Genomic DNA, 12,469 nt, shown 5'->3' on the forward strand with positions numbered 1-12,469 from the left:
ACATATGAAACTGCTAGTAAAAAATATAATTAAAGAAACTAATGATGCTGTAAGTGTATGTTTTAAGAATGGGAACTTGTTTAAAAAGTTAAAGTACAAACCAGGGCAATTTTTAACCATACATGTTCCCATTGATGAGGTGGTGCATAAAAGAGCTTATTCATTTAGTAGTAATCCTTATACCGATAAAGATTTAAAAATTACCATAAAACGTGTCGAGAAAGGTCTGGTGTCAAACTATGTTCATGATCATCTTCGCGTGGGAGAAAAGTTGGTAGTAGATAATCCAGCAGGTTCTTTTTATGTAGAACCTGTTAATGAACATAAAAAACAATATGTTTTATTTGCTGGAGGTAGTGGTATTACCCCCATGTTTTCTATTGTGAAATCTGTTTTAACAGAAGAAAAAGATTCGAATGTACTATTAATCTATGCTAATCAGAATGTCGAGTCTATTATTTTTCATGATGAAATTAAGGCATTGAAAAATGAGTACCCAGATACATTTTTTGTTGAGCATATCATTTCTTCAAACCTAACCGATAGTGATAATTACCATTCGGGTTTGGCAACACATAAATTATTAAATAAGATATTCTCAAGGCATCAATTGGCTTATGATGATCATACATATATGATTTGTGGACCTTTTGGTTATATGGAAAAGATTAAAGAAATCTTGAAAGATAATGGAGTATCCAGAGATAAAATAAAGATCGAAGTTTTTAAAAGTCCCAAGGTAAAAGTTTCAGGTAAAAATTTGTTAAGCGATGTTACTTTAAAGGTAGAAGGGGAGTCGCATGAAATAAAAGTAAGAGGAGATAAATCCATACTAGAACAAGCTATGTTTGAAAGTATTGTTATTCCATATTCGTGTAGAGCAGGTATGTGCTCTACCTGCAGAGCAAAATGTACTTCGGGAAAAGTAAAGATGACCGAAGGGCATCTATTATCAGAGAGCGATGTGGAAAACGGCGACATCCTTACGTGTATTAGTTATCCTGTAAGCGACAAAGTTGTAATTGAAATATAATTTAAAATATTATTAGGGGATGTTAAAGGTAAGTCCGTTACGCAAAAGACAATTTTTAGGTGGTATAATTGGTATTATTTTAGGTGGGGTCATATTTTATACTTTAACCTTAGAGACTACTGAAAAATATATATCAATTGGACCTATGAATACAGGGCATCAGGAACTCTCATGTTTTGCATGCCATGCAGATGCTAAGGGAAACCTATTGCAGCAAGTACAATCTAATGTTTCCCATGCTTTTGGAGCTAGGGAAGAAGGCGTCGATTTTGGTACTAAAGATGTTACTGTAGATAATTGCATGCAATGTCACGATAGACCAAACGACAGACACCCAACCCATCGATTTTCTGAACCGAGGTTTAAAGAAGCTGTAGAACAGATCGATGCTACGACCTGCATTACTTGTCATACAGAGCATCAGGAGGAACGTGTATCGGTAGCGTCAATTAATTATTGTGTGAACTGCCATCAAGATTTAGAAGTAGAAAATGATCCGCTTGATATATCGCATAAAAGCTTAATAGCTAAAGAAGAATGGTTCACCTGTATACAATGCCATGATTTTCATGGAAACCATAAATATGATGTTCCTGAAAAATTATCTGATACCATTCCCATGAAATCTATTCAGAATTATTTTAATGGTGGCAAAGACCCTTATGGTACCGCTAAAAAGTATACGGCTTTATCTCAAGAAGCTTGGTTAAAAACTTTAGGCGAATAAAAAGCCTTCTTTTACCATTTATATTATTAAATACACCATATAATTTTCTTGTTTTTCAATATTGCTGAATTATAAAAATAAACAGTAACGACACTTCGGTTCCACTCGGTGCAAGGACCAATAATAGATTCTATACTTTAAACTAGCGGAAAGTAGTTCGAATAATGTCTTTCGTATTTTATAGCAGAATAGGTATTAATTACCTTTTTATAATATGTTTTCTACGTATTTTATCCTTTTGAATAATAAATATTTGATGCTTGTAAGCATAAAACTATTGATTTTTTGTCAATTACTTAGAGCTTTTTCGGTCTGATTTTTATTTGTAATATTCTTAATATAAGGTTGTTATGTTGTTTTTATGTTTTTTGACAGGTTGAATTATGTGAAAAAAGATGATTGAACATGTGTATTTACATAAGGGGTAAGTGTTACTACTTATATATTTGCATAAAATAAGTATAAATACTTAGTTTAATTAAAACTTTAAATTATGAAATCTCTAATTAAAAAATCAACTTGGATTCTACCAATAGCAGTTTTGCTTTTTTCTTGTGGTAACAAGGAAAAAAAGCAAACCATCGCTGAAAATGTAACGCCAGAAAGCTCTAAAACAAAAACACTAAATATTGAAAAACCACAACTAACTTTTGGTTTTATCAAATTAACAGATATGGCACCTTTAGCCATAGCTAAAGAAAAAGGATTCTTTGAAGATGAAGGATTATTTGTTTCTGTTGAAGCTCAATCAAACTGGAAAAATGTATTAGATCGTGTAATTGATGGACAACTAGACGGTTCGCATATGCTGGCAGGACAGCCAATTGCTGCAGGTGCAGGATTTGGTCGTCAGGCAGATTTAGTAACACCATTTTCAATGGATTTAAATGGCAACGGTATCACAGTATCAAATGATGTGTGGTCTAAAATGAAACCAAACGTACCAAAAGACGCAGATGGTAAACCAGTACACCCTATTAAAGCAGACGCTTTAAAACCAGTAATAGATGAATACAAAAATAGCGGTAAAGCGTTTAAAATGGGTATGGTATTCCCAGTATCTACACACAATTACGAGATAAGATATTGGTTAGCTGCTGCGGGTATTCACCCAGGTATGTACACAGAAGATAATGTACAAGGACAAATTGATGCCGAAGTGTTATTATCGGTAACACCACCACCACAAATGCCAGCAACGCTTGAAGCAGGTACCATTTATGGATATTGTGTGGGAGAACCATGGAATCAGCAAGCTGTATTTAAAGGTATTGGTGTACCAGTTACTACTAACTATGATATCTGGAAAAACAACCCAGAGAAAGTATTTGTAATGACAAAGAAGTTTGTTGAGGAAAATCCAAATACTGCAATAGCTGTAACTAAAGCATTAATTAGAGCAGGTAAATGGTTGGATGATCCAGCAAACAGAAAAGAAGCTGTAAAAATATTAGCAATGTCTCAATACGTAGGAGCGCCAGAAGCTGTATTGGCAAACTCTATGACAGGAACATTTGAGTTTGAAAAAGGAGACAAGCGTGAGATGCCAGACTTTAATGTATTCTACAAATACAATGCAACATACCCATTCTATTCAGATGGTATCTGGTTCTTAACTCAGATGAGACGTTGGGGACAAATTCCAGAATCTAAACCTGCCGAATGGTACGCAGAAACTATTAAAGATATTTATAGACCAGATATCTGGAAAAGAGCAGCAGAATTTTTAGTTGAAGAGGGGAAAATTCCAGCAACCGATATACCTAATACAGATGGTTTTAAACCAGCTACAGCCGATTTTATAGATGGAACAACTTACGATGCCAAAGATCCAATTGCATACATCAATAGCTTTGAGATTGGAAACAAGGATAAGGCCGTACAATAACAAACAAGAAATTAAATAAAGAGTCATGAAGCAAAGTGTTAGTTTAAATACAGCAGGAAAAATAGCGAGATTTAATATATTTAGGTTTCTATTTCAAGGATCTATTGCTAAAGTAAAGCAAATGGATCCAAAGGTTGCACTTAAAAAAGTAGCAATTTCAATTGCCTCAATCCTTTTATTCTTAGGATTATGGCATATGGGAGCTAAAGCGCTTTATAATAAAGAAGCAGATTTTAAAATTAATAAAGCCTTAGAAGAGCGAGGACAGGCAGCAGCAGATTCTGAGGCCGCTTGTATTGCATCTGGAAATCCTGATTGTCAACCTAACACATTGCCTTCACCGGCTCAAGTATGGGCTTCATTTAATTCCTTGTTAAAAGATCATGGTATTATTAGTGCAGATAAAGCAGCATTTAAAGAAAAAACAGCCGCTTTAAATGCTCAAAGAGAAGCTGAAAATCTGGATCCTATTGTGTATACAGGTAGGCCATCTTTTGTAGATCAAATATGGAGAAGTCTAGGAACAGTGTTTGCTGGATTCTTATTAGCATTCTTTATAGCGGTTCCTTTAGGTATTTTTATAGGGTTAAGTCCTAATTTAAAAAGTGCATTTAACTGGTTTATTCAAGTATTTAAGCCAGTATCTCCGGTAGTATGGTACTTATTGGTTTTTATGATTGTAAAAACTGTACTTATAGGTTCTCCAGATGACAGTTCATTCACCATCTCATTTGTCAGTGTTGGTTTATGTTCTATGTGGGCAACGTTAGTAAATACAGCTATGGGTGTATCATCTGTGGATAATGATTATATCAATGTTGCTAAAGTGTTAAAACTGGGAACGTTTCAAAAGATATTCAAGGTGATATTACCATCATCTTTACCATTAATCTTTACTGGTTTAAAAATTACTTTATCTGTAGGATGGATGGTACTAATTGCTATTGAATTATTAGCACAAAGCCCTGGATTAGGAACTTTTGTTTGGGAGGAATTCCAAAATGGTGCGAATGATTCTAATGCAAAAATAATCGTTGCTATGTTTGTAATTGGTATCATAGGATTCTTGTTAGACAGAATCATGTTAGCTATTCAGAACTCAGTGTCTTTTGTTAAAACAGACGCCATATAAAAAGTGTTGAAATGTGTAACTGTTTAATCGTATAATCGAAAAACAGTTTAACGAATCGACAAATAAACATTTAAACAGAGATAATATGGCATATTTAGAATTAAATAACGTACATAAGACATATATAGAAGGTGAGGAAGAAATACTTTCTAATATTAATCTTTCTATTGAAGAAGGCGAATTCGTGGCTATCGTTGGGTTTACAGGAAGTGGAAAAACAACATTAGTAAATTTAATAAACGGATTATTAGAGCCTACAAGGGGAGAAGTATTATTTAAAGGAGAACCCGTAAAAGGGACTAGTCATGAAAGAGGGGTGATTTTTCAGAATTACTCATTATTACCATGGTTAACCGTTGAACAAAATGTGTTGATGGCTGTTAAGGAAGCGTTTCCAAAGAAAAGCAAAAAAGAGCTAACCGAAATGGTAGCTGAATATGTGGAGATGGTAAGCTTATCACATGCTATAAACAAACGTCCTAAAGAGTTATCTGGTGGTATGCGTCAGCGTGTAGCTGTGGCAAGAGCCCTTGCCATGAAGCCAGAAATGATCATTATGGATGAACCATTAGGAGCGTTAGATGCTTTAACAAGAGGAAACCTTCAAGATGAAATATTAAACATTTGGGGTAAAGATAAGCGCACCGCTTTATTAATCACCAATGATGTTGACGAAGGTATTTATATGGCAGACAGAATTATTCCTTTACGTCCAGGACCTAGAGCAACTTTAGGACCAGAATTCAAAATTGATATTGAAAGGCCAAGGGATAAAACTGAAATGAACGATAATGAAAATTACAAGCAAACGCGTAATGCTATTATTGAGTATCTAATGGATATAGGTAATGAAAGAAAATCTGAAGCTCAAGAAGAACTTGTATTACCAGATTTAGCACCTAAAGATTTTGTTAATCAATTTAAATAAGCGGTCAATATGAGTACAATAACAGCAAATAAAACAACAGATTTTGGGCATAACGGAATCTTCCCGTCAAATGAGGTGATGCTTGATTTAAAGAATTTAAAGAAAGTATACCCTACGCCAAAAGGGGACTATGTAGTACTTGAAGATTTAAACCTTCAAATTAAAAAAGAAGAGTTCGTTACCATTATAGGACATTCAGGTTGTGGAAAAACCACTATGTTATCTATGATTGCTGGATTAAACGAAATTTCTGGAGGTAATATTTCAGTATTAGGAAAATATATTAAAGGCCCTGGACCAGATAGAGGTGTCATTTTTCAAGCACCAAGTTTAATGCCTTGGATGACCTCACTGCAAAATGTATTATTAGGTGTAAACCAGGTATTCCCACACGCTACAAAAAACCAACGTAATGATATAGCAAAGTACTACCTACAAAAAGTAGGTTTAGAAAATGCATTTCATAAAAAGGCATCAGACTTATCACAAGGTATGCAGCAGCGTGTAGGTATAGCAAGAGCCTTTGCTATAAAACCTAAAGTATTATTACTTGATGAGCCTTTTGGAATGTTAGATTCATTAACAAGGGGTGAACTTCAGGATATTTTAATTGAAATTTGGAACAAAGAGAAAATTACTGCAGTAATGATTACACATGATGTAGATGAAGCTATTTTTTTAGCAGACCGTGTGGTGATGATGACTAGTGGACCTAAAGCAAAAATAGGAGACATTCTAAATATTGACTTTGAAAGACCAAGAACTCGTAAGTCTGTTTTAGAACATGATGATTATTATACATATAGAAAACATTTAATAGATTTTTTAGAGCATTAGTAATGGAAATAGCTCGTAAAATTATAGCAATATAAAGATTAGGTTATATGAGATTTATCATAAACTGAAAGTTGAGCCAACTTTATATTTGTAGGACAAAAAATTAACAACAAAGATTAAATCAACTCAAAAATAAAAACTAAAAACAAGAAAAGATGAAAAGACAATACGTGATTTTGGGACTATTGCTAGGGTGCTTACAATTTGCACAAGCTCAATTTACTTTAGATGGCGAATTTAGGCCACGTACAGAATACCGAAATGGTTTTGGAAACCTTATAGCCGACGATGCAGATGCAGGTTTTGGTATTTCAACTAGGGTACGTTTAAATGCTGGATATAAAACAGAAGCTTATAAAGTGTTTGTAAGCCTACAGGATGTTATGGTTTGGGGTGAAAACAGACAAATTTTACCTTATGACCAAAATAACTCATTTGCTGTTTTTCAAGCTTGGGCAGAAATTAATTTAGGAGAAGGATGGTCGACTAAATTAGGACGTCAGGTATTGTCTTACGACGATCAACGTATTCTTGGGGGCTTAGATTGGGCACAACAAGGACGTAATCATGATGCCGCTTTAATAAAATATAAAAAGGACAAATTTATATTAGACGTGGCATTGGCTTTTAATCAGGATTATTCACATCCAACAGGTTTTGTATCAACAGGAACAGGCTATAATACTACCGGTTTCTTTTCTTATAAAACGATGCAGTATGCTTATTTAAAGCAAGCTTGGGACAATTTTTCTGGAAGTTTACTATTAATGAACAATGGTTTTCAGGAATTTGATACCAACAATGATCCTGATGGCGTGAGTAACCTTCAAACTTTAGGAACACATTTAAATTATAAAGCAGGAAGCTTTGGATTGGCAGCTAATGCCTTTATACAAACAGGTAAAAGGCAAGGAGAAGTAGATGTAAAAGGTGCTTACCTTCTAGGTTTGGACCTGTCATACAAAGCATCAGATAAAGTTGGCTTAGGTGCAGGTTTAGAAATTATAAGCGGTAATGATGCAGATCCAGGAGAAACGGGCGCATTTTTCCCATTATACGGAACCAATCATAAATTTAACGGATTTATGGATTATTTCTATGTAGGTAACCATGCAAATTCAATTGGTTTATTTGATGTTCATGTGAGTGCGAACTTCAAATTAAATGATACTTCAAGCCTTATGGTAAAAGCTTTAAACTTTAGTGGAGAACAAGAATTAGCCAGCGGTGAAAAATCATTAGGAACAGAGATTGATTTGGTTTATAAAAAGAAATTTAAGGGCTTTGCTTTAGTTGCTGGATACTCTCATATGTTTGCAGCAGACGGTATGTATGAGTTAAAAGGTATTACAGAAGATGCAGCAGCAAGCACTCAAAACTGGGCTTGGGCCATGTTGGTGTTAAAGCCTAAGTTTTTAAACACAGCAAAGTAATTATTGTAAAAATATAATCTATTATAGATTTTTTGAGAATGACTAACTCAAAATAAAGAGGGTGTCTAAAAAGTCTTTGTAATTTGATTTGTCAGGTTGAGCCTGTCGAAACCAACATTGATTATCAGTATTTTAAAAATATTTCGACAAGCTCAATATGACATTGAACATACTTTTAGACACCCTCTTTTTAGATTAAAACAGCTTTAAAAACAAATACTATAACTTATAAATACCATTTTTAATAGCATATAATACAAGGCCTATTCTGTTTTTAACATTTAATTTTTGAAAAAGAGTATCTCTGTAGCCATCAATTGTTTTTGGGCTTAAAAACATTTTTTCGGCTATTTCCTTATAAGTCATTTCAGAGCAGGTGTGTATTATAAACTCTATTTCTCTGTCTTTAAGTTGAATTTTACTTGAATAATCATCACTTAGAGAGTTGATTAAAATATTAGAAACATCTTTAGTATGATAATAACCGTGCTTTATAGTTTCTATTAAGGCTAGTTCTAAGACATCTTTTTCAACATCTTTCAGCAAATAACCTTTTGCACCAGCCTTAAGCATTTTAATAATAGTGGTATCGTTTTCTTCGACAGAAAGTGCTATGACTTTAATTTTTGGATATTCGTTTTTTATGATTCCTGTGGTCTCTATACCATTTAAAATGGGCATATTAACATCCATGAGGATAATATCTGGAATATTACTTGGAGTTTTAAGTTTAGTAAGAAGTTCTTGACCATTTTTACAGGTATAAAGTACATTGAAATCTTCAAAAGAATTTACTAAACTCGCTATAGCCTGAGATAATAAAATATGGTCTTCAACAATGACTACTGTGTGTGCTTTCATGGTTAAAGTTTGTAGGTGATCGTTAATTTTGTGCCTATATTTGGTTCCGATAAAATTGTAGCATGAGCGTTTACCAGTTTTGCCCTATTCTTCATATTGGTTAAACCCAGGCCAGAATGTTCTTGTTTGTTCAGATCAAAGCCTAGTCCGTTGTCTTTTGCCGTTATGAGTAACATATCTTTTTGGTAGTTTAAAATAATGCTTAAATGTGTCGCTTTTGCATGCTTTATTGTGTTAGAAAAAAATTCTTGCAAAATCCTAAAGAACACAATTTCTGTTTTGCTATCTATTTTCCTTTCTTCACCTTTAATGGTAAGCTGAGATTCTATAAAGTTAAGTCTGTTAAACCGATTGACTTCACCTGATATAGCTTGTTCTAAAGACATGTTCTTTAAAGCATCTGGGCTTATTAATTTAGATAGATCTCTTAATTCCTTAAGGCACTTGTTTAAAGTTTCTTTGACGTCATCAACCGATGAGTTGTTTTGCAACTGTATTTTGGCCAAGGTTAATAACTGGCCTATGTTATCATGTAATTCCCAACTAATATTTCTAAAGGTTTCTTCTCTAATTTCGATTTGGGCTTTAGATATTTCCTGTTCAAAATGTTTCTTTTCAAACTCATTTTTTAAAAGTAAAGCATTCTTTCTTTTCTGAAAAAGAATAAAAAGAGAAATCATTGTAATTATTAAAATAAATAATACTACGGATGATATGATTAAAAATGATTGTATTTCTTTTTCGTCCATGTGAAACCTATTATGTAAGTACCATATAATACTAAGTTCAGAAAAAATAAAATAATCTTAAATACGGCATTACCAACCCAAACATTAAAATATTTTGATAATAATATAAAAGGTATCATGCCTATATTAAACAAGACTAAAGCTATAGTTATCCAGAAACTTAATTTATATTTTATTTTTAAAGTATAGTCCGAGTTAAATAGTTGATGCAGATGAAACCCAGCTAAAATTAGAACAAAAGAAGCACCTACAACAAAACTATATTTATGGAATTCGAGATTTAGGCCATTTAAACCATACAGAATCATAAATATAATGCTTAAAGCTAACGTTATTTTTTTATAGAATTTTTCTATTAAAATAGTGTGGTACCACCAGTAATAAAACAAAAAGCTAACGCCAGTATATCCATAATAAAGCCATGTGTTATCAAGTTTAAAATAGCCAGATAAAGGTCCAAAAATGCTATCTACAAAAAAAGTTACCCATAAAAAATGTAAAAAATAATGTTCAGATGAATTTACATACTTCTTATAATGAATTAATGCCACTACGGCAGCTATAAGCTCAAGCGCATTAATTGAATATGATAAGAAGTATGAATATGTACTGCCCATTTCACGTCATGTTTTATTATAAGTCTTTTGGAGGTCTTCCAGCATGTCCATAATTATAAGCTGGAATTTCTTGAATGTTATCGTTTATAATAACAGTAGAGTTTATAGGTAAAAAACTTGCTTTAGAACGTATTTTATTTCCAGTAGGTACCAGAAAAACAGTAGAGTAACCAGGATCTGGATATTTTTCATCTTTCGGATATGCCCCATTATAAATGCGAATACCCAAATTTTCGTAACCCAATGGTTTAGCCTCTTGTTCAATATAAGCAATATATTTTTTTAATTCCTCTAGGTCAAACCAGAACTCACGGCGATCTTCTTCTTCTAAATTTAAATACTTGTTAATAATAGCTCCTCTAGTCTTTATAAATTCATCTTCTAAACTATTGGCATATTTGTAATCAATAGTTTGTTTTGGTGCTTCAATTTTTTCTTTGCATGACTGAAAAAAGAATGTCACGATTGCTAAGAAAAATACTAACTTTTTAATTGATTTTGTTTTCATCGAGATTTTTAATTATACGGTTAGTTCCAAAAATACATATTAATATTTGAAATTTTTGATGCCTCTTAGGTGCAGGATAAAGTATTTGTTTTCTTAAGTGTCTTTTAATCAATTATTTGTGGCGATTTTTTGAATGGTTTTTGGGTATTTGTCTTATTAAAAAAAGGGGAAAACCCCCTTTATTAAAAAAAATACACCTGTAATTATTTAGAATAATCACCTGGCTGTTTTTCGGGCTTTTCTCTCTTGAGTTTATGTGGCTTTCAAGATACCTTTGGTACAATATTTTAAACTTAAATATTATGGAAACAATTAGTAGTATATTAACTACTACCAATACTATTGACGGCACTTGGGTTAATAATGATAAGGATACAAAAAGTACAACAAAAATCATTATTACTAATCGAGGGAAAAATGTTCAGGTATTAGGAGAAAATGATTCAAAAAGTTGTACATGGGGGACAAGGTCACTAACTCCAGAAACCAATAGTACAAATATGTATTGGGCTGTTTTCGATACTCGTAATGTAAAGTCTATATTCATATTTACTATTGATAACAATAAAATGGAAGTAAGATATGAGCAAGACTATAAGTCACCCTCTAGAGAAACAAAACGATTTGTTGAAAATTTTACCAGGCTTAACCTACATGTATGTGAGCCTGCAGTTTTATCGACGCCCATGGAAACTATGGAGCTATTAACGACTAAATTAGGAGATTTACCTGAACACAATTCTAACAGCAAGCCCATTATACTTAGCGAAGATGAAGTGGTCTGTCATGATTTTAACCCTTTACATTATTACTTACCTAGCACCTATCATTTAAGTTATAAAGAAGGCATAAGTTCAAGCTTTCAAAAATGGCTATTGAACGTATCAACATTTATAAGTACCATTTTTAATAAAGTTCGTAATACTGTTTCTATTCGTAGATTCATATCATTACCAGATGTGACTACCTGACACAGTAATGGGCGCTAATTAGAGTAAGCTCCCCAGTACTTGAGGTAAGGTTTGCGAAAGAAACTAAATTGCTTGGCATATTCTATTGTAGAACGGTTGTAAATTTTTTATGTTAAGTATTATAAGGCCCTGAAAAATATTTCAGGGTCTTTCCTTTTTAACTCATTTATAATTAATGATGTAAAGAATTAATAGTCAACCATTCTTGCTTTTTTTTAATTATTTCTCATTGTAATAGTTAAAAAATTACATAATAAGTAGGAAAAAAGTTTCTTTTTTGTTAATTTTGTAATCTTTTACGTGTAATTACTGCAATGACAACTAGTTACAGTTTTTGTTGACAAAGGGTTAAAATGAGAAATAGAATTCATGTTATTTTATTGAAAGTATATTTCTTAATCTTTTAAGTAGAACCATATAAATAACATATACGCTTGATGTTTATATCTATATTAAATAAGTTATTATGAGTTGTATAATAAGCTCTGTGCCTATAGTCAATAATTCAGAAAGTACACTCTTGAATAGATATATAAATATTGTAAAAAGAAACTCCAATATATTTATTCGTTATATAAAGTCTAAAGACAATTTTCGTTTTGTAACCTTCGAAACAATTTACGAAGTTGTAAATACTGGTGCCCACAGTAATATGTTGGAGCAGTTTAATGAAAATTTGCTAAAGAAACCTCCGTAGATAATAGAAGGATATACCATTTTTAGCCAATCAGCCCCAGCTCAGCGTTTGCGGTACCAATTTATTTTTATAGTTCATGATGTTTATT

At 32.5% G+C, this 12,469-nt stretch carries 13 protein-coding genes; 9 read left to right on the forward strand and 4 right to left on the reverse strand.

Annotated elements, in window-relative coordinates:
- The first annotated feature begins 4 nt into the window (after positions 1–4).
- The 7 genes from HHX25_RS14730 (at position 5) to HHX25_RS14760 (ending at position 7,978) form a co-directional block, all read left to right on the forward strand.
- Positions 5–1,033: a ferredoxin--NADP reductase gene (locus HHX25_RS14730; RefSeq protein ID WP_169675076.1), complete on the forward strand. Its 1,029-nt coding sequence runs from the start codon at positions 5–7 to the stop codon at positions 1,031–1,033.
- 19 nt (positions 1,034–1,052) lie between these two features.
- The gene (locus tag HHX25_RS14735; RefSeq protein WP_169675078.1) at positions 1,053–1,760 is read left to right on the forward strand and encodes a cytochrome c3 family protein; all 708 of its coding nucleotides are present in this window, start codon (positions 1,053–1,055) and stop codon (positions 1,758–1,760) included.
- Positions 1,761–2,253: 493 nt separating this feature from the next.
- A complete protein-coding gene (locus HHX25_RS14740) occupies positions 2,254–3,648 on the forward strand; it encodes a CmpA/NrtA family ABC transporter substrate-binding protein (RefSeq protein WP_169675080.1) in 1,395 nt (464 codons plus the stop codon).
- Positions 3,649–3,673: 25 nt separating this feature from the next.
- Positions 3,674–4,780, forward strand: a complete 1,107-nt coding sequence (locus tag HHX25_RS14745; RefSeq protein ID WP_169675082.1) for an ABC transporter permease — start codon at positions 3,674–3,676, stop codon at positions 4,778–4,780.
- 85 nt (positions 4,781–4,865) lie between these two features.
- A complete protein-coding gene (locus HHX25_RS14750) occupies positions 4,866–5,708 on the forward strand; it encodes an ABC transporter ATP-binding protein (protein WP_169675084.1) in 843 nt (280 codons plus the stop codon).
- Positions 5,709–5,717: 9 nt separating this feature from the next.
- Positions 5,718–6,545: an ABC transporter ATP-binding protein gene (locus tag HHX25_RS14755; protein WP_169675086.1), complete on the forward strand. Its 828-nt coding sequence runs from the start codon at positions 5,718–5,720 to the stop codon at positions 6,543–6,545.
- 155 nt (positions 6,546–6,700) lie between these two features.
- Positions 6,701–7,978, forward strand: coding sequence for an alginate export family protein (locus HHX25_RS14760; protein ID WP_169675088.1), 1,278 nt, complete (start codon positions 6,701–6,703; stop codon positions 7,976–7,978).
- A 219-nt stretch (positions 7,979–8,197) separates the two neighbouring features.
- Here the strand turns inward: HHX25_RS14760 and HHX25_RS14765 are convergent, their stop codons facing one another.
- The 4 genes from HHX25_RS14765 to HHX25_RS14780 are packed head-to-tail and all read right to left on the reverse strand — an operon-like array spanning position 8,198 to position 10,713.
- Positions 8,198–8,839: a response regulator transcription factor gene (locus HHX25_RS14765; RefSeq protein WP_169675090.1), complete on the reverse strand. Its 642-nt coding sequence runs from the start codon at positions 8,837–8,839 to the stop codon at positions 8,198–8,200.
- A 2-nt stretch (positions 8,840–8,841) separates the two neighbouring features.
- Entirely contained in the window at positions 8,842–9,588 is a 747-nt protein-coding gene (locus tag HHX25_RS14770; protein ID WP_169675092.1) for a sensor histidine kinase, read from the reverse strand.
- On the reverse strand, positions 9,558–10,205 hold the full coding sequence (locus HHX25_RS14775) for a hypothetical protein (protein ID WP_169675094.1): 648 nt from the start codon (positions 10,203–10,205) through the stop codon (positions 9,558–9,560). Before HHX25_RS14775 ends, HHX25_RS14770 begins: the two co-directional genes overlap by 31 nt.
- Positions 10,206–10,221: 16 nt before the next feature.
- On the reverse strand, positions 10,222–10,713 hold the full coding sequence (locus tag HHX25_RS14780; protein WP_169675096.1) for a hypothetical protein: 492 nt from the start codon (positions 10,711–10,713) through the stop codon (positions 10,222–10,224).
- A gap of 302 nt (positions 10,714–11,015) precedes the next feature.
- On the opposite strand from HHX25_RS14780, the gene HHX25_RS14785 reads away from it, so the two are divergent.
- Both HHX25_RS14785 and HHX25_RS14790 read left to right on the forward strand, forming a co-directional pair.
- Positions 11,016–11,684 (forward strand): hypothetical protein, encoded by a 669-nt coding sequence (locus HHX25_RS14785; RefSeq protein WP_169675098.1) that lies wholly within the window; start codon positions 11,016–11,018, stop codon positions 11,682–11,684.
- A gap of 466 nt (positions 11,685–12,150) precedes the next feature.
- Complete coding sequence (locus HHX25_RS14790; protein WP_169675100.1) at positions 12,151–12,381, forward strand: hypothetical protein; 231 nt, start codon at positions 12,151–12,153, stop codon at positions 12,379–12,381.
- Positions 12,382–12,469: the final 88 nt, after the last annotated feature.

It is taken from the genome of Flavivirga algicola (assembly GCF_012910715.1).
Taxonomy (GTDB): domain Bacteria; phylum Bacteroidota; class Bacteroidia; order Flavobacteriales; family Flavobacteriaceae; genus Flavivirga; species Flavivirga algicola.

What these genes read in the sequence shown, in the direction of transcription:
- HHX25_RS14740 (WP_169675080.1), top strand. Translation starts at nt 2,254, where the DNA reads ATGAAATCTCTAATTAAAAAATCAACTTGGATTCTACCAATAGCAGTT.
- HHX25_RS14755 (WP_169675086.1), top strand. Translation starts at nt 5,718, where the DNA reads ATGAGTACAATAACAGCAAATAAAACAACAGATTTTGGGCATAACGGA.
- HHX25_RS14745 (WP_169675082.1), top strand. Translation starts at nt 3,674, where the DNA reads ATGAAGCAAAGTGTTAGTTTAAATACAGCAGGAAAAATAGCGAGATTT.
- HHX25_RS14730 (WP_169675076.1), top strand. Translation starts at nt 5, where the DNA reads ATGAAACTGCTAGTAAAAAATATAATTAAAGAAACTAATGATGCTGTA.
- HHX25_RS14775 (WP_169675094.1), bottom strand. Translation starts at nt 10,205, where the DNA reads ATGGGCAGTACATATTCATACTTCTTATCATATTCAATTAATGCGCTT.
- HHX25_RS14760 (WP_169675088.1), top strand. Translation starts at nt 6,701, where the DNA reads ATGAAAAGACAATACGTGATTTTGGGACTATTGCTAGGGTGCTTACAA.
- HHX25_RS14750 (WP_169675084.1), top strand. Translation starts at nt 4,866, where the DNA reads ATGGCATATTTAGAATTAAATAACGTACATAAGACATATATAGAAGGT.
- HHX25_RS14735 (WP_169675078.1), top strand. Translation starts at nt 1,053, where the DNA reads ATGTTAAAGGTAAGTCCGTTACGCAAAAGACAATTTTTAGGTGGTATA.
- HHX25_RS14770 (WP_169675092.1), bottom strand. Translation starts at nt 9,588, where the DNA reads ATGGACGAAAAAGAAATACAATCATTTTTAATCATATCATCCGTAGTA.
- HHX25_RS14785 (WP_169675098.1), top strand. Translation starts at nt 11,016, where the DNA reads ATGGAAACAATTAGTAGTATATTAACTACTACCAATACTATTGACGGC.
- HHX25_RS14780 (WP_169675096.1), bottom strand. Translation starts at nt 10,713, where the DNA reads ATGAAAACAAAATCAATTAAAAAGTTAGTATTTTTCTTAGCAATCGTG.
- HHX25_RS14765 (WP_169675090.1), bottom strand. Translation starts at nt 8,839, where the DNA reads ATGAAAGCACACACAGTAGTCATTGTTGAAGACCATATTTTATTATCT.
- HHX25_RS14790 (WP_169675100.1), top strand. Translation starts at nt 12,151, where the DNA reads ATGAGTTGTATAATAAGCTCTGTGCCTATAGTCAATAATTCAGAAAGT.